This is a genomic window from Novosphingobium sp. BF6, from assembly GCF_058273105.1.
Genome location: NZ_CM177775.1, coordinates 407812 through 427767 on the forward strand (window position 1 = coordinate 407812; position 19956 = coordinate 427767).

Below are 19956 nucleotides of genomic sequence, written 5' to 3' on the forward strand. Positions count from 1 at the left end.
ACATCGCGGGCATGGACCAGCAAACCGTCACACTCAGCCCCTCGGCTGCCTCGCGCGTGGCCGCGATTGCCGAAAAGCAAGGAAAGCCGGCGATTCTTCGCCTCTCGGTCGAAGGCGGCGGCTGTTCGGGCTTCCAGTACAAGTTCGGCCTCGCCGAAGCCCCGGAAGCCGACGACACCGTGACGGAGACCGACGGCGTGCGTCTGGTGGTGGACTCGGTCAGCCTCGACCTCGTGAGCGGCTGCGTGGTGGACTACGTGGAATCGCTCGGCGGCGCCGCCTTCCGGGTCGAGAACCCGCAGGCTGCAGCCGGATGCGGATGCGGATCGAGCTTCTCCATATGAAGAAGATCGCCACGTTCAATATCAACGGCATCAAGGCCCGCCTGCCCCGTCTGCTCGAATGGCTGGAGGAGACCCGCCCCGCGGTCGCCTGCCTTCAGGAGATCAAGACCCAGGACGAAGGCTTCCCGATCGCCGAGTTCGAGAAGATCGGCTACAAGGGCATCTGGCACGGCCAGAAAGGCTTCAACGGCGTGGCCATCCTTGCGGACGGCGAGATGCCGGTCGAAGTCCAGCGCGGCCTTGAAGGCGAGCCGGAAGACGAACATTCGCGCTATCTGGAAGCGGACGTCTTCGGCATGCGCGTGGTCTGCATCTACCTGCCCAACGGCAACCCGCTGCCCGGTCCCAAGTTCGACTACAAGTTGCGCTGGATGGAACGCCTGCGCCGCCGCATGGACGCGATCAGGGCCGAGGAAGTCCCAGCGATCGTTACCGGCGACTTCAACGTGATTCCCACGGACCGGGACGTCTGGTCCCCGCCCGCCATGGCCGCCGATGCGCTGATGCAGCCGGAATCGCGCGATGCCTACTTCCGCCTGTTGGGCGATGGCTGGACCGACGCGATCGCCACCCACAACCCGCGCGGCGGCGTCTGGACGTTCTGGGACTATCAGGCCGGTGCCTGGCAGCGCGACCACGGCTTCCGCATCGACCACGCATTGCTCTCGCCGGAACTCGCCGACCGCCTCGTTTCCTGCGGCGTCGACAAGTCCTATCGCGGGCGCGAGAAGTCCAGCGACCATACGCCGGTCTGGGTGCAGTTGCGGGATTGATCCGCACCGATACGAAAAAGGGGAGCGAAACAGTGTGTTTCGCTCCCCTTTTTCGTATCTGCCGCCGAGACCGCAATCTCAGCGATAGAAGATATGGTTGTCCACCTGGGCAAGGCGGGTCAGGCGCCAGTTAGGTGCCACGCGCGCGGCGTGGAAGAAGAGGGCGCCTTTCACCGAGCTCTTCCAGCTCTTCTCGACGGCGATTTTGGCGATCGCCACGGCCTCGCGCCAGCCGCTCGACTGTTCGCGGACCTTCGGCATCTTCTTGCCCTGGATGAACGAGAACTGCGAAGGCTGGTAGACCACGCCGCAATAGCTCGCCGGGAAGCGGCCGGATTCGGCGCGATTGATGATCACACGGCCGACGGCCAGCTGACCTTCTAGCGTCTCACCGCGCGATTCGAAGTAGATCGCACTGGCAAGGCAGCGCATTTCGCTGCTGAGGCGGCCGGGAACGGCCTGCTGCGCAACGAGCTGCGCAAGCGTGTCGGCGTCGACCTGGCTGTCCTGGGTACCCTCATCGTCGGTGGTGCCGGTGTCGGCACCCGTGTCAGCCGCTGCGTCCGTCGCATCTGCCCCGTCTTCCGAGGGGAGGGACTGGACGACCGGCTGCGATACGAAGATCGGGTCGAGGGTCGATTTGGCCTGGACCAGAACCGGTGCCAAAGCCGCGGCGCCCGAACCCTGTGCGCCGAATAGGGTGGTCAAAACCGTAGCGGCCAGCGCCACCGCGCTAGCCCACTGAAACTTGGTTCGCATCAAATCTTGATCAAAGGCGGTGAACCAGTCCGACGCAGGCGGGAACGGAAAGCCCTTTTGAGGCGTTCACCTTCCAAACGATCCTGCCGACGATTCCCCGTCTGCGTGCTAGCCGGGTTGGCCGAAGTGCTACCCGAGCCGCTTCCGCGTCTGTGCAGTGGCCATTAACTTGCATCGTCTGCAAGTCAACCTTCTTGTTAACCAACCCCGATGAAGCGTTCGGGCTTCGCGATGTCCAGTTCGACGATCCACAAGTCCGGGTCCTGCTGCCCGCGTCTCTCGAGATAGTCGAAAAAGGCGAGTCGCTCTGCCGGATCTCCGCCGGTTTCCTGGCGTTTCGTGCAAGTCCAGGCGCGGGTGCCGTCAAGCTGCGGCATGCGCTCATAGAGGCGCGGATTGTCTCCATTCTCGATCAGAACGAGCATGATCGTCCCGGCGTCGCGTTCACCTTTGCTGAGAACCGCGCCGAAACCGCCTTCCGCCTGTACCGCGCGGAGGAGTCCGGAAACTTCGAGATGGGCGGGAAGGCGAGCGTCCAAGATCAGGAACCGGCGTAGCCCGGCAGGCCGGAGAGGGCGATGCGCGAGCGCATGAAGGTTCCGGTGCCGCGCCCGACTTCCTCGCCATCCTCATCCACCAGCCGCGCTTCCGCCACCAGCACGCGGCGACGGCCGCTGACCCAGCGTCCTTCCGCCACGATCGTGCCGCCCTTGATCGGCTTGCTCAGCAGCAGGTTGAACGAGGTGGTAAGCAGGAACCGGTCGGTGACGAGGGTGTTCGCGGCGTAGAAGGCCGCGTCGTCCAGCATCTTGAAATAGATCGTACCATGCGCGGCGCCGGCGGCATGGAAACAGTCCGGCTCGACGTCGAAAGTGATGCGCGACAGGCCCTCGCCGGGAATCTCCAGACGGGAGCGGAACATCTGGTTGATCGGGGCCGAGGCATAGAGACCTTCCAGCGCCCGCCAGTGCAGTCCGGCGCCGGACACGTCCGGAGCGCCGGATTCCGATGATTCAGGCGGCATCGCGATCGATGACATTGCTGAGCAGGCTGTAGAGCGCTTCCGGGCCGGGCGCCTCGATCAGCGCCCCGTGCATTCGCTCGTCGCGCATCATGCGCGAGATCGCCGCCAGCGCGTGAAGGTGCGTGGCGCCCGCGTTCTCGGGCGAGAGCAGGCCGAACACGAGATCGATCGGCACGCCGTCGGCGGAATCGAAATCGACCGGGGTATCCAGCCGCATGACCACCGCCACCGGCCGTCCCAGGCTCGCCATGCGGGCGTGGGGAATCGCGATGCGGCGACCGAAACCGGTGCTGCCCATTTCTTCGCGTTCGACGATGCGCGACAGAACCTGCTCGCGATCGAGGTGGTAAACCTCGGCGAAAAGGTCGGCGAGTCGGCCGAGAATCACATGCTTGCTGTCTGCGCTGGTAGTCACGACGGCGTCAGGCAACAGGGTAAAAAGACTGCTCATCTGCGTTTCTGGTTCTGGCCCAAACGGAATGCCCGGGGTTTAAACGTCCATAACCCCCGGAAAACCGGGGGTTATGTTTTCTTCTTCTAGAAGAAGTTCAGGCACCCGATCGGCGCCCAGGTCTTGCGTCAGTGCGGTTCGACCCAGCCAATCGAACCGTCGCCGCGGCGGTAAACCATATTATGACGTCCCGTTCCAGCGTTTTTGAACAGCAGCGCCGTGGTGTTGCGCAGGTCCAGCATCATCACCGCATCCGAAACCGTGGCCTCGGGAACGTCCACGCGGGTTTCCGCGATCACCACCGGCGCATCGACTTCGAACTCTTCCTCGTGCTCGGTTTCCGGCTCTTCGAAGATCGTATAGGCGGCTTCCTCCACGGCGACGGCATGGGCGGTCTGTTCGTGGCGATCCTTGATCCGGCGCTTGTAGCGGCGAAGCTGCTTGTCGATCTTCTCGGCGGCCTGGTCGCAGGCGATATGCGCGTCCTGTGCCATGCCGGTGCCCTTGAGCACGAGGTTCTGCATCACGTGCACCACGATATCGCAGCGGAACGCCGCTGCCGGGGCGCGGCCGAAGGTGACCTGGGACGACAGCGCACGGCTGAAGTACTTGTCTACGATCGCCTTCAACCGCTCGTTGGCGTGGGTCTGGAGGGCTTCACCGGTGTCGACCTGATGGCCGGAAACGCGGATGTCCATGGGCGATTACTCCTCTGCTGTGATTCAGGCGCCCCAGAGCGGGGCATCGACCGACTTGAGAAACTCCGCATGAATGAGGAGTTCCTCCTCGGTTGCCGCGTGGGGACGCGGCTGACGGAAAGGACGATCCTTGCGAATGAGGATCTTCGATTCCGCGGTGATCTCGGCGGTTTCGGCGAGAAGTTCGAGACCGATCTGGCGACCGCCCCGAAGCTCCACGTAGACCTGCGCGAGCAGCTCGGCGTCTAGCAAGGCGCCGTGCTTGGTACGATGACTTCGATCAATTCCGTAGCGCGAGCAGAGCGCATCGAGCGTCAGCTTGGCGCCGGGGTGGCGCACTTTGGCCAGCTCCATCGTATCGACCATGCGGCCGAGATCGACGTGCGGATGGCCGCAGCGCTCCAGCTCGAAATTGATGAAGTTGAAGTCGAACTTGGCATTGTGAGCGATCATCGGCGCGTCGCCGATGAAGTCCAGGAAGTCCTGCGCGCTCTGGGCGAACAGCGGCTTGTCGGCCAGGAAGGCGTCGGACAGGCCATGCACCGCTTCCGCTTCGGCGGGCATCGTGCGCTCGGGATTGAAATAGGCGTGGTAGGCTTCGCCGGTCAGCACCCGGTTGACCATTTCGATGCAGCCGATCTCCACCATCCGGTCCCCGTTCCTGGGGTCGAAACCTGTGGTTTCGGTATCGAAGATGATCTCTCTCATCCCTCTCCATATCTGCCTGCCAGACCCACTTCGCAAGGGCCTGACCGCGATTATTCTGACTCGGCCAACGCAGCCACGATACGATTCACCTGCGCGCGGGTTTCCGCCAGCGACGTACCGGTATCGATGACGAAATCGGCCCGCGCGCGCTTTTCCGCGTCGGGCACCTGCAAGCCCAGAATCTGCTCGAATTTCTCGGGCGTCATGCCCGGCCGGGCCAGCACGCGGGCGCGCTGCGCCTCGGCGGAAGCGGAAACCACCGCCACTCCGTCCAGTCCCCGGTCGCCGGTCTTCTCGTAGAGCAGGGGGATGTCGAAGACGACCAGCGCGGCGCCAATATGCTCGGCGAGGAACCGGGTCCGCGACTCGGCCACGGCGGGATGTACGATTCCCTCCAGTCGCGCCAGCGCCGCCCGGTCTCCGAAAACCGCCTCGCCCAATTTCGCGCGGATGACTCCCTCAGGCCCGGTGGTGCCGGGGAAGGCCGCCTCGATTTCGGCAACCAGCGCGCCGCCCGGTCCCTGAAGTTCGTGAACCACCGCATCGGCATCGAAGACCGGCACGCCCAGTTCCCGAAACATCCCGGCCACCGTCGATTTGCCCATGCCGATCGAGCCGGTGAGACCGAGGATGCGAGTCATGCCAGCAGGCGCTCGCGCAGTTCCGCGTCGAAATCGCGCGGCGGCTTCACGCCGAAGAAGTGCGCGAAAGCGACATCGGCCTGGCCGATCAGCATCGACAGCCCGTCCACCGTCTCGAATCCGGCGCGGCGCGCCTCCTGGAGGAACGGCGTGTCGAGCGGGCTGGTGACGATATCGTAGACCACGCTGCGCGGCGGCGCATGGGTGAAGTCGAAGGCGAGGGGCGGCTGCCCGGTCATGCCGAGCGGACTCGCATTGACGATCACGTCGAGGCACTGCTCGCGGTCGTCGAAGGCGAAGTCGGTCGGCTCGGCGAAATGGGCGAGGTCGATGGCGTGATGGTCGTCCTGCGTGGTCACGTCATCCAGCATCGCCTGCGCCTTGGCGGGATTGCGCCCGGCCAGGACGACGACGAAGCCCCGCTCCGCCAGCGCCGCGACGATCGCCCGCGAAGCCCCGCCGGTGCCGAGCACGCGGGCCATGCGGAACAAGTGAGTCTGTTCGAGCAACGGCTGCAGGGGTTCGAGAAAGCCCGGCGCATCGGTGTTGTAGCCGGTCAGCGTGCCGTCCGCCGCGCGCACCACGGTGTTGACGGCGCCGATCTTCGCGGCGAGCGGATCGAGGCGATCGAGCAGAGGGACGATGGCCTGCTTGTGCGGCATCGTGACGTTGCAGCCGCGCCAGTCCGGATCGGCGCGGCGCTCGGCCAGATAGTCGGCGAGTCCCTCGACCGGCACCCGGTGGCGGTCGTAGCGGCCGGGGAGGCCCAGCTTCTCCAGCCAGAATCCATGAATCACCGGGGACTTGGACTGTTCGATCGGATCGCCGATCACTTCGGCATAAGGCAGACTCATGACGCGATCGCTCCCAGACGGCGCAGTGCCGCCTGCACTTTGAGCAGCGGCATGCCGAGAATGGTGAAATAGTCGCCCTCGATCTTCTCGAAAAGCTGCACGCCGCGCGCCTCGATGCGAAACACGCCGACGCAGCCTGCCACTTCCGGCCATTCCGCATTCAGATATTCGGCGATGAAGGCGTCCGAAAGCGCGGTGACATGGAGCGCCGCCACGGCATCCTCGGCCCAGAGCACTTCGCCGTCCCGCACGAGGGCGGCGGCGCTGTGGAGGTGCATCACCTTCCCGGAGAAGAAGCGCAGATGCTCGGCGGCAGCCTCGCGGCTCGCGGGCTTGTCGAAGCGGCGGCCACCGCATTCGACGAGGGAATCGCTGCCCAGCACGAGTTCGCCGGATTCCTCGGCGGAAACCGCCAGCGCCTTGGCCCGCGCCAGCTCCAGCGCGATTTCGGCGGGCGGCCTGCCGGAGAGTCCCGCCTCGATGGCGCGTTCATCGACATGGGCAGGGCGGGCGCGAAACGGAATCGCGGCGGCTTCAAGCATGGCGCGCCGCGAGGCGCTTTGCGAGGCGAGGACGATCATGGTGCTTTTTTCCGGAAGAGTCAGATCGGCTTCGGACCGACCGGACCCTGAGTCCCCTCGGCCTTGCGCTCATTGTAGAGATTGATGATCGCCGCTGCGGTTTCCTCGATGGAGCGGCGCGTCACGTCGATCACCGGCCAGGAATTGTCCGCGAACATGCGGCGGGCGTACTTCAGCTCATCCTCGACCCGGTCGCTCTTCACATAGTCGGTGTCGGGCGACTGACTCAGCGACAGCAGGCGGTTGCGGCGGATCTGGATCAGGCGCTCCGGCGCCGTGGTCAGGCCGACGACCAGCGGGCGTTTCAGCCCGAACAGCAGGGTCGGCGGCGGACTCTCGACCACGATCGGGATATTCGCGACCTTGTAACCGCGATTGGCGAGATAGATCGAGGTCGGCGTCTTGCTGGTGCGCGAGACTCCCGCCAGCACGATATCCGCTTCCTCCCAGTCCTCCCAGGCGATCCCGTCATCGTGGGCGATGGTGAACTGAATCGCATCGACGCGGGCGAAATAGGCATCGTCCAGGCGATGCTGGCGGCCGGGACGGCCCTTGGCTTCCTGGCCGAGCAAGGCCTCCAGCGCATCGGTGACACCGTCGAGCACCGCGATCGCCGGCAGGCCGAGCTGCTGGCAGCGCTCTTCCAGACGGCCACGGGTTTCCTCGTTCACGAGGGTGAAGAAGACGAGTCCGGGATTGGCGGCGATCTCGCCCATGATCCGGTCAAGGTGCTGCTGGGAGCGGACCATCGGCCAGAAATGCCGCAAAACGTCGGAGTCATCGAACTGGGCGAGGGCCGCCTTGGCGATCATTTCCAGCGTTTCGCCGGTGGAATCCGAGAGCAGGTGAAGGTGAAAACGCGCCATTCGAGGCTTTTCCGAGAGTCTTTCGCGTGAAGAACCCCCGAGACAACCCGGCGGCCTGTGGATATGTGGCGGCATAAACCACGGGATAGTGCTGGTGACAACTCGCTTCCCGGTTTTGCTCCACATTGAACCGATTTCATCGCGAGAGTCGTAAACATGATTCAAATCCGCCCCACACCCTGTGGGTAACAGGGATAAAGAGTCTTTGACTCAGACTCCTCGGAGAGTCGCTGCGCGAATTTGAACCTGTTCGTCGTGGATTGAATCGGGCAAGATTCAAAAGTCCCCGATATCCACAGGACCAACAGACTCCATCATCCTTCTAAGAATCTTTTATTTTTTGATCGGACCTGAATCTCGATGCCTGGCCTCCTTCTCGAAAACCTGCTCGGAACGAACACGAGCAAGCGTCCAGTCTGGCTGATGCGCCAGGCCGGAAGATACCTTCCCGAATATCGTGCCCTGCGCGCCGAAAAGGGCGGATTCCTGGCCCTCGTCTACGACACCGACGCAGCGGCGGAGATCACCTTGCAGCCGATCCGCCGTTTCGGATTCGACGGCGCGATCCTGTTTTCCGACATTCTGATCGTGCCTTATGCGATGGGTCAGAATCTCGAATTCCTCGCCGGTGAAGGCCCGAAACTGACTCCGCGTCTGGTCGATTCCACTCTGCAGAATCTCAGCGCAGTTCCTGAACGGCTGACTCCGATCTACCAGACCGTCCGCAAGGTTCGCGCCGGACTCGATTCCGACAAGACGATGCTGGGTTTCGCAGGGAGTCCCTGGACGGTTGCTACGTACATGTGTGCCGGCGAGGGCAGCCGCGATCAGCATGAGACTCGGGCAATGGCCTATCGCGACCCTTCGGCTTTCGCGGAAATCATCCAGGCTATCGTGGGGGTGACTGTCGAATATCTCAGTGGCCAGATTCAGGCCGGAGCTGAGGCTGTACAGTTGTTCGATTCATGGGCCGGGTCGCTCTCACCTGCCCAGTTCGAACGATGGGTCATCGCGCCGAATGCAGCCATCGTAACGGCGGTGAAAGCGCGCCACCCCGAGACTCCGATCATCGGCTTCCCCAAGGGATCCGGCGAGAAACTTCCCGCTTACGCCCGCGAAACCGGAGTGGACGCGGTCGGAATCGATGAAACGATCGATCCCATCTGGGCCGCGCGCGAATTGCCTGAGGGACTCCCGGTGCAGGGGAATCTCGATCCGCTGCTGCTGCTGGCAGGCGGCGAGGAACTGGAGAGTCAGGCCATCCGCGTGCTCGATGCCTTTGCCGATCGTCCGCATGTCTTCAATCTCGGCCATGGAATCGGTCAGTTCACTCCGATCGAGAACGTGGAGCGGCTGCTCGGCATCGTGCGAAACTGGTCGCGCTGATCCTTTCCAAAACGGAGTGGGGGACCATCGACAGGGTGGCGGCGACGGGCAGGCAGTTCATGCAAGCCCACCTGCCAAACACCACCACCTTGCTGATTCAGCGCCGGAATCGTCTTGCCCCGCGTCGGCCAAGGGTGCAGGAGGGCCGCCGCTGAACCATTAGCCTAACCATCGAGACTCGTGGGACCCATGCAGGAAGCGCTTTCCATGCTCTATCTCTGGCTCAAGGCCGGACATGTCATCTTCGTGATCTTCTGGATGGCCGGGCTGTTCATGCTCCCGCGCTATTTCGTCTATCACCAGGAAGCGGAAGCCGGTTCGGCAGAGGAAGCGCGCTGGATCGATCGCGAGGCGAAGCTCCGCAAGATCATCCTGACGCCTTCGCTGATCCTCACCTGGGTGCTCGGCATCGCCACTGCGACCGCGATGGGCGCGTGGAGCGAAGGCTGGCTGCACACTAAGCTGCTCTTCGTGCTGGGACTTTCGGGCTACCATGGCTGGCTGATCGGCTACGGCAAGAAACTGGCGCGCGGCGAGCGTCCGCTGACCGGCAAGAAGCTGCGCCTGCTGAACGAGATACCGGGCCTCGCCGCCGTGGTGATCGTGATTCTGGTGGTCGTGAAGCCCTTCTGAGTCCGTTCAGCCCAGCCAGGCGGCGCTTGGCGGATTGACTCGTTGACCGAAAGTCGCGGAACGCTTATCTGGACCTTGTTCCGGCACAGGGCGGCGAGCCCATTCTCCTGCCCGGATCCGCTTTCCCCAAGCCCTTAGATCCCGCCGGTCGACACTCCATTTCCATCCGGAATCCAGACAGATGCATCTCAAAGAACTCAAGAAGAAAACGTCGGCCGAACTGGTCGAAATGGCAGAGGAACTGGGCGTAGAAGGCGCATCGACGCTCCGCCGACAGGATCTGATGTTCGCCATTCTCAAGGAAGTAGCCGAAGACGGCGAGGAAATCATCGGGCAGGGCACCATCGAAGTGCTCACCGACGGTTTCGGCTTCCTGCGCAGCCCGGAGGCAAACTACCTAGCCGGTCCCGACGATATCTACGTCTCGCCCAACCAGGTCCGCAAATGGGGCCTGCGCACCGGCGACACCGTCGAAGGCGAAATCCGCGCCCCGCGCGACGGCGAACGCTACTTCGCCATCACCAAGCTCATCAGCGTCAACTTCGACGATCCCGACGTGGTGCGCCACCGCGTCAACTTCGACAACCTGACGCCGCTCTATCCCGACCAGCGCCTGAAGCTCGATTGCCTCGACCCCACGGTCAAGGACAAGTCGGCCCGCGTGATCGATCTCATCTCGCCGCAGGGCAAGGGCCAGCGCGCCCTGATCGTGGCGCCGCCGCGCACCGGTAAGACCGTGCTGCTGCAGAACATGGCCAAGGCCATCACCGATAACCATCCGGAAGTCTTCCTCCTCGTGCTGCTCGTCGACGAGCGCCCGGAAGAAGTCACCGACATGCAGCGCTCGGTGAAGGGCGAGGTCATCTCCTCCACCTTCGACGAACCCGCCCAGCGCCACGTCCAGGTCGCCGAAATGGTGATCGAGAAGGCCAAGCGCCTCGTCGAGCACAAGCGCGACGTCGTGATCCTGCTGGACTCGATCACCCGTCTCGGCCGCGCCTACAACACCGTCGTTCCTTCGTCGGGCAAGGTGCTGACCGGCGGTGTCGACGCCAACGCCCTGCAGCGCCCCAAGCGCTTCTTCGGCGCCGCGCGCAACATCGAGGAGGGCGGCTCGCTCTCGATCATCGCCACGGCCCTGATCGATACCGGCAGCCGCATGGACGAAGTCATCTTCGAAGAGTTCAAGGGCACCGGTAACTCGGAAATCGTCCTCGACCGCAAGGTGGCCGACAAGCGCATCTTCCCGGCGCTGGACGTCGGCAAGTCCGGCACCCGCAAGGAAGAGCTGCTGGTTCCCAAGGACCAGCTCACCAAGATGTGGGTCCTGCGCCGTATCCTCATGCAGATGGGCACCGTCGATGCGATGGAGTTCCTGCTCGACAAGATGAAGGACTCGAAGACCAACGAGGACTTCTTCTCGACCATGAATCAGTAAGGGGAGATCGGGGGCTTGAGCATTCTTCAGACTCTAGTGGCCACCTCCTCACTGGGGGGCCCCGCCGAGATCTGGCAGCACATCGTCACCGATTTTTCGAACCTTGGGACGCCGGCAGCAATGTCGGCGTTCTTGCAGGTGCTGATGATCGACGTGGTGCTGGCAGGCGACAACGCCATCGTCGTCGGTGCTCTCGCTGCCGGACTGCCCGCAGACCAGCGGAAGAAGGTCATCGCCATCGGCGTGATCGCGGCGCTGGTCCTTCGCATCGGCTTTGCGCTGATGGTGACATGGCTGCTCGGTATCGTCGGCCTGATCTTCGCAGGCGGACTCCTGCTGCTGTGGGTCGCGTGGAAGATGTACCGCGAGATTCGCGGCGGCGAACACTCCCCCGGCTCGCCCGAGATCGAGGGTGACGAACATTCCGGCGTGAAACCCGCCAAGAGCTTCGCCGGTGCGGCGATCTCGGTGGCGGTGGCGGATATCTCGATGTCGATCGACAACGTGCTCGGCGTGGCCGGCGCGGCGCGGGAGCATCCGGGGATCCTGATCGTCGGGCTGGTCTTCGCCGTAGCCCTCATGGGCGTGGCGGCGAACTTCATCGCCCGGTACATCGAGCGCTATCGCTGGATTGCCTGGGTCGGCCTCGCGGTGATCCTCTACGTGGCGGTGAAGATGATCTACGAGGGGTGGATCGATCCGCACTTGGGGATCGTCACACTGATCTGATGGAAGAGGGCTCGGGTTTCCGGGCCCTTTTTCTTTTCAGGAACAGGAAGTCCTGGGGGATGATCCCCCAGACCCTCGGAATGTCTACCTTGCGCCCAGCCTATCCGTAGTGCGCTCCTTGCGGCGCAGCCATGGGTGCACAACAGATAGGCGGCGCGCGACGCCGACAGTAACGGGGTGCAGGGGTATTAACCCCTGCTCTTCCCCTTATCTCTTCAGGGAACCAAAACCGTAGACCCGGTGGTAGCCCGAGCTTCCAGTGCCCGATGCGCCTCGGCGGCCTGCTCCAGCCCGAAGGTCTGCCCGATGCGCGGTTTAAGAATCCCCGAGGCGATCCGGTCGAACAGCTTCTTCGCACTGATCGCAAGCTGGTCCGGCGTCGCGACGTAGTCCGCGAGAGTCGGGCGGGTGAGATAGATCGACCCCGCCTTCATCAGATCGAGCGGCGGCAGCGGAGGCACGGGGCCGGAGGCATTGCCGTAAGTCACCATCAATCCGCGCCTGCGCAGCGAGGCGAGCGAGGCGGACCATGAGGCTGCGCCGACACCGTCGTAGACGACGTGGCACATCTCGCCGCCTGTGATTTCTCGGACGGCTTCGGGAAGGTCGTTGAAGTCGCAGTGGAGCGAATGCTCGCCGGGGACCTGTGCGGCCTTCTCCGCGCTGCCGGAGTGGGCAATGACGGTCACGCCCTTATCGAGCAGCCAGGGCACCAGCAGCGAGCCCACGCCGCCCGCTGCCGAGTGCACGAGCGCGACGTGGCCCTTCTCGGCAGGGAAGGTGTCTTCGGCGAGGTAGCAGGCGGTCAGGCCCTTGAGCATGACGGCAGCTGCGATTTCCGGTGCGATGGAATCGGGAATCCGCATGGCCTTGGCGGCGGCGATCAGGCGATATGTCGCGTAAGCACCTCCGGCATGAGTGGTTCCGACGCGCTCGCCGATGGCAAATCCGCTCACACCGTCGCCCAGTGCGACGATCCGGCCCACGCTTTCGGAACCGAGGCTGATCGGCAGGGGATCGGCGTAGAGCCCCTTGCGATAGTAGGTATCGATGAAGTTGAGTCCGACCGCTTCGGTCTCGATCAGCACTTCGCCGGGACCGGGGGAGGGGACTGCGAAGTCCTCACGCTCGATCACTTCGGGGCCGCCGTGGGTCCGGGCGATCATTCGGTATCCGGTGGTCATTGTCTGAAAGTCCTTGAATCTGCGGTCGTGCGAACAGGCCCGGCCGCGCCGGGAAGGTGCGGTCCGGGCTGTTCTGGATCAGCCGATATGTTCGGCGAAGAAATCTGCGGTGCGCCGGTCGGCCAGTTCGGCGCCGGCTTCGTCGCGGCGGGCGCCGATCTCGGCGGCAAAGCCGTGGTCGAGGCCTTCGTAGTCCCAGAGGGTGACGCGGGGATGGTCGTCGAGGCCTTCGTGAATCGCCTTTTGCGCGGCGGCGTCGACGAAGTGGTCGGCGGTGGGAATGTGCAGCATCAGCGGGCGGGCGATCGCATGCTTTTCGTTCAGCATCTGGTCGATCATCACGCCGTAGTAGCCGACCGAGGCGTCGATATCGGTGCGCGCGGCAACCATGTAGGCGATCTTGCCGCCCATGCAGAAGCCGACGAGGCCGACTTTTGCCACGCCCTGTTCGCGGCGAATCCAGTGAATCACGGCTTCGAGATCGCGCATGCCGAGGTCGAAGTCATGGGCCATCATGTGGTCCAGGGCCTGCTGCATTTCCGCTTCGACATAGGGGCTGAGTTCAATGCCGGGCTTCTGGCGCCAGAAGCTGTCCGGTGCGACGGCGAGGTAGCCCTTGGCGGCCCAGCTGTTCGCCTTGCGCCGAATACCGGGATCGACGCCGAAGATTTCCTGCTGGACGATGATCGCGCCGCGCGGAGTGCCTTCGGGGCGGGCGACATAGGCGGGGATCAGGCCGTCGCCGTCGAGCGTCGGGATTTCGGTATTGGTCATGAAGGTCTCCTGCGGGATCGACCTGGAGCCTTCCGGCCCAATAAGGCGTTGATGAAGGGTCAGGCGTTGATCAAGGGTAGGCACGGGCGATGGACTTTGCCACCGCCATGTGCCACCCAAGATGCAGAAATTTCAAACCGGGAGGCCGCCATGAAGGTCAATGTCGAGGTCGAATGCTCGCCTGAAGAAGCACGACGGTTTCTCGGTCTGCCCGATGTCACCAAGGCCAATGACGTCTATGTCGATGCGCTGGCCAAGGCGATGCAGGGCGTGGGCAATTTCGACCAGCTTCAGGAACTGAGCAAGCAGGTCGCGCCGATGGGCCAGTTCGGCCTAAAGCTGTTCCAGCAGTTCCTCGAAAGCGGCGCCGCGATGGCGATGAGTGGAGGCATGAGTCCCAAGAAGGACTCTTGAGACCCCTGCTATAGGGGTTCACGCGAAGGCGGCTCTGGAGTAGCGGCCGGACATGTCTGACACGATTTTCGCGCTTTCCAGCGGTTCTCCTCCTGCGGCCATCGGCGTCGTCCGCGTCAGCGGGCCTGCTGCCGGTGCCGCGCTCACGGCGCTTTCGGGAATGCTGCCGCAGCCGCGCCGGGCGAGCTATCGTGCCTTGCGGGATGCGGACGGCGCAGTGCTCGATCAGGCGCTGGTGCTGTGGTTTCCGGGACCCAATACTGCCACCGGGGAAGATCTCGCCGAATTGCACCTGCACGGGGGCAGGGCGGTCGTTGTGGCGGTGGAGAAGGCACTGCTCGGTATCGCGGGTTTGCGCCGGGCGGAGCCGGGCGAGTTCACCCGCCGGTCCTTCGCCAATGGACGGATCGACCTTGCCGAGGCGGAAGGCCTTGCCGACCTCCTTTCGGCCGAAACGGAACTCCAGCGCCGCAGTGCGCTAGCCATGGCGGGCGGTGCCTTTTCGCGGCAGGTCGAGCAATGGCGAGACCGGGTGCTTGTTGCATCGGCAGCGGTGGAGGCCGTGCTCGATTTTGGCGACGAGGATGACGTGTCCGACCTGCCGCCGGATTTCGTGTCGCGGCTGACCGACCTTCGCGGTGAGCTTCAGACATGGCTGTCGCGACCGCGCGCCGAGGCGCTGCGCGAGGGCTTCCGCGTGGTCCTCGCCGGGCCGCCGAATGCGGGCAAGAGTACCTTGTTCAATGCCCTTGTCGAGGACGAGGCGGCGATCACTTCTCCGCTCGCGGGGACGACTCGCGATGTTCTTACTCGGGCAGTGTCGATCGGCGGCGTGCCGTTCCTGTTCGGGGATACCGCAGGCCTGCGCGATGAGACGGGCGACGAGATCGAGGCCATTGGCATTTCGCGCGCTCTGGCCGAACTGGGCAAAGCCGATCTCGTGCTCTGGCTTGGGCCGGAAGGCGAGGGGCCGGACGGTGCTTGGGAAGTGGCGCCGCAGGCGGACGTGTTTCACGTGGAACACAAGGCCTCGCCTCGGCACCGGATTTCCGCCGTCACCGGATTGGGTCTCGATGCCTTGCGAAAGGACCTGATCGAGACGGCTGCTGCCTCCATGCCCAAGCCGGGCGAGGCGGCGCTTAACCGCAGGCAATATGCGCTGGTGGCGGAAGCCGAACGCGCGCTCGGTAGCGCCGCGCAGGAGCGGGACCCTCTGCTGGTTGCAGAAGCGCTGCGTCTGGCGCGCGTCGCTTTCGATGCGCTGATCGGGCGGGCGACGACGGAAGACATGCTCGACGCCCTGTTCGGCCGGTTTTGCATCGGCAAATAGCACTGTTCCACGTGAAACATTTCACGCGACTTTGACGTGACTCGCCGCTTCGGGTAAGCGCGTCGTCCATGCATTCCTTTGATGTGATCGTGATCGGCGGCGGCCATGCCGGCTGCGAGGCGGCGGCGGTTGCCGCCCGCATGGGCGCGCGCGTCGCGCTGGTCAGCTTCGATCTCGACGCCGTTGGCGCGATGAGCTGCAATCCGGCCATCGGCGGCCTCGGCAAGGGCCACCTTGTGCGCGAGGTGGACGCCTTCGACGGACTCATTGCCCGCGCGGCGGATGCGGCGGCGATTCACTATCGCATGCTCAACCGCTCAAAGGGCAGCGCGGTGCAGGGGCCGCGCGTCCAGGCGGACCGCAAGCTGTTCAAGGCGGCGATTCATCGCCTGCTCCAGCAGCAGGGCGACCTGACTCTGGTCGGCGGCGAAGCGGCGGCTCTGGTGATCGAGCAGGGCAGGGTGGTCGGCATCGATCTAGCCGACGGCACCCGCCTCGATGCCCGCGCCGTCGTCCTGTGCACCGGCACCTTCCTTGGCGGGACTCTGTTCCGGGGCGAGGAGCGCCTGACCGGCGGCCGCATCGGCGAGGCTTCGGCCCAGCGGCTCGCAAGTCAGATGCGCGAGGCAGCCTTGCCGATGGCGCGACTCAAAACGGGCACACCGCCGCGACTCGACGGTCGCACCATCGATTGGGGGCGGCTCGACGAGCAGCCCTCCGATGGCGAGGATTGGACGATGTCGGCGATGGCGGAGGGGTATCACGGTCACCGCCGCGTAGTGCCGCAGGTGTTCTGCGCGATCACCCGCACCAATCCGCGCACGCATGATGTCATCCGCGAAAACCTCCATCGCTCGCCGCTGTTCACCGGCGCGATCGGGGCATCCGGTCCGCGTTATTGTCCCTCGATCGAGGACAAGATTCACCGCTTCGCCGATCGCGACGGGCACCAGATATTCCTGGAGCCGGAAGGCCTCGACAACCCGCTGGTCTATCCGAACGGGGTGAGCACTTCTCTACCCGCCGATGTGCAGCTGGCGATGCTGCGCACGATGGAAGGCTTGGAGCGGGTGGAGATGGTCGTGCCCGGCTATGCCGTCGAGTACGATCATATCGACCCCCGCGCGCTGCGCACGAGTCTGGAACTGCGCGACATGCCCGGCCTCTATTGTGCGGGCCAGATCAACGGTACGACCGGCTACGAGGAAGCGGCCGCGCAGGGACTCGTCGCAGGCATGCATGCGGCGGCCGAAGTGCTCGGCCGCGCGGCACCGGCGCTCGACCGGGCCAACAGCTACATGGCGGTGATGATCGACGATCTCACCCTGCACGGCGTTAGCGAGCCCTATCGCATGCTGACCGCACGCGCGGAGTACCGCCTGCGCCTGCGCGCGAACAACGCCTCGACCCGGCTGACCCCGCTCGCCATCGAGATCGGAGCGGCAGGGGCTGAGCGACGTGCCTGGTTCGAACGGCGGCTTGCCGCGCGGGCCGAAATCGATTCCGCCTTCGACACCTCGCCTTCGGGCCATGAACTGGCGCAGGCCGGTCTGCCGGTTCGTGCCGATGTCGGGCGCCTGCCTGTTCGCGAGTGGCTGCGCTTCGGGGGAGTCGACATCGCCGGGCTATCGCCCTGGATCGATGCGGCCTTGCTGGACGATGCCGCGCTGGTCGAGGAGATGGTCGAGGACGCGGCCTATGCGCCCTATCTGGAGCGGCAGGAGCGCGAACTGCGCGACTTGCGCGCCAGTGAGGCGCTGCCGCTGCCGGATGATTTTCCTTATGCCGAGATTCCCGGCCTCTCGCGCGAGATGGTCGAGCGGCTGAGCAAGGCCCGCCCCGCGAACCTCGCGGCGGCGGGACGGATTCCCGGAATTACCCCGGCAGCGCTGGCGGCGCTGCTGGTCCATGCCCGCAGGGAGGCGGCGTGATCACCACCGAAGACCAAGCGCGCGAATGGCTGCGTGCACTGCCCGAATGCGATGAAGCCGCCTGGGTCCGGCTTGAGACGCTGATCGCCATGCTGGTCGAGGAGAACCGGCAGCAGAATCTGGTCTCGGCGGCCAGCCTCGATCAGGTCTGGCTGCGGCATATCGTCGATAGCGCCCAGCTTCTGCCCTATGTTCCACGTGAAACATCGACGCCCTGGCTCGACCTCGGAACGGGGGCGGGCTTCCCCGGTCTCGTCATCGCGGCGCTGCGGCCCGAGTGTGAAGTGGTCATGGTGGAGTCGCGGACTCGGCGGATCGAGTGGCTCGATCGCGCCCGTATCGCCATGGGTCTCGACAATGCCCGCGTTGCCGGTCAGCGTCTCGAACTGGTCGAGAGCTTCCCGGTCAGTGTGATTTCCGCGCGCGCTTTTGCGCCGCTTGAAAAACTTCTAACAATTTCTTCGCGTTTTTCCACAAGCGACACGGTCTGGCTGTTGCCCAAAGGGCGTTCGGCAAAGCAAGAACTGGAAGACCTTCGCAAGTGGCGGCACATGTTCCACGTGGAACAGTCCCTGACGGACCCGCAGGCAGGCATCATTGTCGGCAAGCTGGCCGACAGGAAGGGTATGACCAAGTGATCCGTATCGCTATCGCCAACCAGAAGGGCGGAGTAGGGAAGACCACGAGCGCGATCAACATCGCGACGGCCCTTGCCGCCACGGGCTGGAACACCCTGCTGATCGATATCGACCCCCAGGGCAATGCCTCGACGGGGATCGGGGTATCGGCATCCGAGCGCGACCGCACGTCCTACGATGTGCTCGTCGATCGGGCGCGCATCGCCGATTGCGTGATGCCGACCCGCATTCCCAATCTCGACCTGCTGGCGGCGACCGTCGATCTGTCCGGCGCGGAAGTGGAACTGGTCAATGCCGACGACCGCGCCAATCGCCTGCGCACTGCTCTACGCGGCGATCTCGGCTACGATGTCTGCCTGATCGACTGCCCGCCCTCGCTGGGCCTGCTAACGCTGAATGCGCTTGCTGCTGCGGATACCCTTCTGGTGCCGCTGCAATGCGAGTTCTTCGCGTTGGAAGGGCTGAGCCAGCTGCTCCAGACTGTGGAGCGGGTGCAGCAGCGCTTCAATCCCGACCTTGGCATCATCGGCATCGCGCTCACCATGTTCGATCGCCGCAACCGCCTGACCGATCAGGTCTCCGAAGACGTGCGCTCGGTCCTGGGCCAGCTCGTCTTCGAAACCACCATTCCGCGCAATGTGCGCCTGTCCGAAGCGCCCAGCCACGGCGTGCCCGCGCTGATCTACGATCATGCCTGCGCCGGTAGCCGCGCCTACATGGCCCTGGCGCGCGAACTTATCACCCGACTGCCCGAGAAGAGGAAAGCGGCATGAACGACGAATCGATCGTCCGCATCAGCGTACCCCCCGCCCTGAACGTGACCGGCGCTGCCGCTGCGGTGTCCAAACAGAAGTCGAAGGGCCTCGGTCGCGGGCTGGGTGCCTTGTTGGGCGAGACTCGCCGCGAGGAACCGCTCGGCGCGCCGGGAAGTTCCGAGGGCCGTGGTCCCGCTACGCGGGCAGGGGGACTTGCCGTTCTCGCCATTGCCGACATCACGCCGCATCCGGATCAGCCGCGCCGCATCTTCGATGAGGAAGCTCTGGAGGAACTGGCCGCCTCGATAGCGCATCGCGGCGTGATACAGCCGATCATCGTGCGACCGATGGACGGTGGCCGCTATCAGCTGGTCGCCGGTGAACGCCGCTGGCGGGCCGCGCAGAAGGCGCAGCTTCACGAGATTCCGGCGCTTGTGCGTGAACTCACCGAGCGTGAGGTCATGGCGCTGGCGCTGATCGAGAACCTCCAGCGCGAGGATCTCAATCCCATCGAAGAAGCACGGGCCTACAACCGTCTTTCTGAATTCGAGGGTATGACTCAGGCCGAGATCGCCCGCATGGTCGACAAGAGCCGCAGCCATGTCGCGAACTTCCAGCGCCTGCTCGCTCTGCCGGACGAGGTGATCTCGATGGTCGAGAAGGGCAGCCTGTCGATGGGCCATGCGCGCGCGCTGATCGGCTGCGACGGTGCCGAGGAGATCGCCGAAGCCGCGATCGCCAAGCAGATGTCGGTGCGCGAAATCGAGAAGCTGGTGCGCAAGAAGGCACGCGGCGATGTCGCTCCGCGTCGTGCCCGTACCGCGCGCAGCACCCATGAGGACGCCGATATCGTTGCCGTGCAGAGCCACCTGGAGGAATTCCTCGGGCTGCCGGTGAAGATCAATGCCGATGCAGATCCGAAGTCGGGCACGGTAACGATCCGTTATGCCACACTCGATCAGCTCGATCTGATCTGCCAGCGCCTGACCGGCGGGGCGATCTGAATCGTTTCGAATTTCAGGAATTCATGCGGCGCTCGAATCTC

General features: G+C 64.4%; 24 protein-coding genes. 12 read left to right on the forward strand and 12 right to left on the reverse strand.

Going from position 1 to position 19956, the window contains the following annotated elements; translation table 11 throughout:
- The first annotated feature begins 11 nt into the window (after window positions 1-11).
- Window positions 12-344: an iron-sulfur cluster insertion protein ErpA gene (erpA, locus tag AC4D6D_RS02075; protein WP_147216089.1), complete on the forward strand. Its 333-nt coding sequence runs from the start codon at window positions 12-14 to the stop codon at window positions 342-344.
- The gene (gene xth, locus AC4D6D_RS02080) at window positions 320-1117 is read left to right on the forward strand and encodes an exodeoxyribonuclease III (protein WP_491326308.1); all 798 of its coding nucleotides are present in this window, start codon (window positions 320-322) and stop codon (window positions 1115-1117) included. Before erpA ends, xth begins: the two co-directional genes overlap by 25 nt.
- 78 nt (window positions 1118-1195) lie before the next feature.
- Here xth and AC4D6D_RS02085 read toward each other — a convergent pair whose 3' ends face one another.
- The 10 genes from AC4D6D_RS02085 to AC4D6D_RS02130 all read right to left on the reverse strand — a co-directional run bounded on the left by AC4D6D_RS02085 (window position 1196) and on the right by AC4D6D_RS02130 (window position 7699).
- Window positions 1196-1876: a cell wall hydrolase gene (locus AC4D6D_RS02085; RefSeq protein WP_491326309.1), complete on the reverse strand. Its 681-nt coding sequence runs from the start codon at window positions 1874-1876 to the stop codon at window positions 1196-1198.
- 197 nt (window positions 1877-2073) lie between these two features.
- Window positions 2074-2415 carry a DUF1491 family protein gene (locus AC4D6D_RS02090; protein ID WP_491326310.1) on the reverse strand — a complete coding sequence of 114 codons (342 nt, stop codon included), beginning with the start codon at window positions 2413-2415 and terminating at the stop codon, window positions 2074-2076.
- Between the two features lie 2 nt (window positions 2416-2417).
- A complete protein-coding gene (locus tag AC4D6D_RS02095) occupies window positions 2418-2900 on the reverse strand; it encodes a PaaI family thioesterase (protein WP_491326311.1) in 483 nt (160 codons plus the stop codon).
- Window positions 2890-3351: a PTS sugar transporter subunit IIA gene (locus AC4D6D_RS02100; protein ID WP_491326312.1), complete on the reverse strand. Its 462-nt coding sequence runs from the start codon at window positions 3349-3351 to the stop codon at window positions 2890-2892. The genes AC4D6D_RS02095 and AC4D6D_RS02100 overlap by 11 nt, the downstream gene beginning before the upstream one ends.
- 128 nt (window positions 3352-3479) lie before the next feature.
- Window positions 3480-4049, reverse strand: coding sequence for a ribosome hibernation-promoting factor, HPF/YfiA family (gene hpf, locus AC4D6D_RS02105; protein WP_147216101.1), 570 nt, complete (start codon window positions 4047-4049; stop codon window positions 3480-3482).
- Between the two features lie 24 nt (window positions 4050-4073).
- A complete protein-coding gene (gene dnaQ, locus AC4D6D_RS02110; protein WP_147216103.1) occupies window positions 4074-4757 on the reverse strand; it encodes a DNA polymerase III subunit epsilon in 684 nt (227 codons plus the stop codon).
- Window positions 4758-4807: 50 nt separating this feature from the next.
- Window positions 4808-5398 carry a dephospho-CoA kinase gene (gene coaE, locus AC4D6D_RS02115; RefSeq protein ID WP_491326313.1) on the reverse strand — a complete coding sequence of 197 codons (591 nt, stop codon included), beginning with the start codon at window positions 5396-5398 and terminating at the stop codon, window positions 4808-4810.
- Complete coding sequence (locus AC4D6D_RS02120; protein WP_491326314.1) at window positions 5395-6252, reverse strand: shikimate dehydrogenase family protein; 858 nt, start codon at window positions 6250-6252, stop codon at window positions 5395-5397. Before AC4D6D_RS02120 ends, coaE begins: the two co-directional genes overlap by 4 nt.
- Window positions 6249-6833 carry a Maf family protein gene (locus AC4D6D_RS02125; RefSeq protein ID WP_491326315.1) on the reverse strand — a complete coding sequence of 195 codons (585 nt, stop codon included), beginning with the start codon at window positions 6831-6833 and terminating at the stop codon, window positions 6249-6251. The genes AC4D6D_RS02120 and AC4D6D_RS02125 overlap by 4 nt, the downstream gene beginning before the upstream one ends.
- A 20-nt stretch (window positions 6834-6853) precedes the next feature.
- Window positions 6854-7699, reverse strand: coding sequence for a pyruvate, water dikinase regulatory protein (locus AC4D6D_RS02130; protein ID WP_147216111.1), 846 nt, complete (start codon window positions 7697-7699; stop codon window positions 6854-6856).
- A 360-nt stretch (window positions 7700-8059) separates the two neighbouring features.
- On the opposite strand from AC4D6D_RS02130, the gene hemE reads away from it, so the two are divergent.
- The 4 genes from hemE to AC4D6D_RS02150 all read left to right on the forward strand — a co-directional run bounded on the left by hemE (window position 8060) and on the right by AC4D6D_RS02150 (window position 11885).
- On the forward strand, window positions 8060-9085 hold the full coding sequence (gene hemE / locus AC4D6D_RS02135) for a uroporphyrinogen decarboxylase (protein WP_491326316.1): 1026 nt from the start codon (window positions 8060-8062) through the stop codon (window positions 9083-9085).
- A 207-nt stretch (window positions 9086-9292) separates the two neighbouring features.
- Window positions 9293-9718 carry a CopD family protein gene (locus AC4D6D_RS02140; RefSeq protein WP_491326317.1) on the forward strand — a complete coding sequence of 142 codons (426 nt, stop codon included), beginning with the start codon at window positions 9293-9295 and terminating at the stop codon, window positions 9716-9718.
- A gap of 181 nt (window positions 9719-9899) precedes the next feature.
- A complete protein-coding gene (gene rho, locus AC4D6D_RS02145; RefSeq protein WP_147216117.1) occupies window positions 9900-11156 on the forward strand; it encodes a transcription termination factor Rho in 1257 nt (418 codons plus the stop codon).
- A 15-nt stretch (window positions 11157-11171) separates the two neighbouring features.
- Window positions 11172-11885, forward strand: coding sequence for a TerC family protein (locus tag AC4D6D_RS02150; RefSeq protein WP_491326318.1), 714 nt, complete (start codon window positions 11172-11174; stop codon window positions 11883-11885).
- 215 nt (window positions 11886-12100) lie between these two features.
- Here the strand turns inward: AC4D6D_RS02150 and AC4D6D_RS02155 are convergent, their stop codons facing one another.
- Window positions 12101-13069, reverse strand: coding sequence for a quinone oxidoreductase family protein (locus AC4D6D_RS02155; RefSeq protein ID WP_491326319.1), 969 nt, complete (start codon window positions 13067-13069; stop codon window positions 12101-12103).
- A 78-nt stretch (window positions 13070-13147) separates the two neighbouring features.
- Window positions 13148-13843, reverse strand: a complete 696-nt coding sequence (locus AC4D6D_RS02160; protein WP_491326320.1) for a dienelactone hydrolase family protein — start codon at window positions 13841-13843, stop codon at window positions 13148-13150.
- A gap of 150 nt (window positions 13844-13993) precedes the next feature.
- Between AC4D6D_RS02160 and AC4D6D_RS02165 the strand changes: the two genes are divergently transcribed.
- The 6 genes from AC4D6D_RS02165 (at window position 13994) to AC4D6D_RS02190 (ending at window position 19915) form a co-directional block, all read left to right on the forward strand.
- Window positions 13994-14257 (forward strand): DUF6489 family protein, encoded by a 264-nt coding sequence (locus AC4D6D_RS02165; protein WP_147216121.1) that lies wholly within the window; start codon window positions 13994-13996, stop codon window positions 14255-14257.
- 52 nt (window positions 14258-14309) lie between these two features.
- A complete protein-coding gene (gene mnmE / locus AC4D6D_RS02170) occupies window positions 14310-15587 on the forward strand; it encodes a tRNA uridine-5-carboxymethylaminomethyl(34) synthesis GTPase MnmE (protein ID WP_491326321.1) in 1278 nt (425 codons plus the stop codon).
- Window positions 15588-15655: 68 nt separating this feature from the next.
- Window positions 15656-17518 (forward strand): tRNA uridine-5-carboxymethylaminomethyl(34) synthesis enzyme MnmG, encoded by a 1863-nt coding sequence (gene mnmG / locus AC4D6D_RS02175; RefSeq protein ID WP_491326322.1) that lies wholly within the window; start codon window positions 15656-15658, stop codon window positions 17516-17518.
- Window positions 17515-18156: a 16S rRNA (guanine(527)-N(7))-methyltransferase RsmG gene (gene rsmG / locus AC4D6D_RS02180; protein WP_147216126.1), complete on the forward strand. Its 642-nt coding sequence runs from the start codon at window positions 17515-17517 to the stop codon at window positions 18154-18156. The genes mnmG and rsmG overlap by 4 nt, the downstream gene beginning before the upstream one ends.
- The gene (locus tag AC4D6D_RS02185) at window positions 18153-18929 is read left to right on the forward strand and encodes a ParA family protein (RefSeq protein WP_147216128.1); all 777 of its coding nucleotides are present in this window, start codon (window positions 18153-18155) and stop codon (window positions 18927-18929) included. Before rsmG ends, AC4D6D_RS02185 begins: the two co-directional genes overlap by 4 nt.
- Entirely contained in the window at window positions 18926-19915 is a 990-nt protein-coding gene (locus tag AC4D6D_RS02190; protein ID WP_147216129.1) for a ParB/RepB/Spo0J family partition protein, read from the forward strand. The genes AC4D6D_RS02185 and AC4D6D_RS02190 overlap by 4 nt, the downstream gene beginning before the upstream one ends.
- Window positions 19916-19956 lie beyond the last annotated feature (41 nt).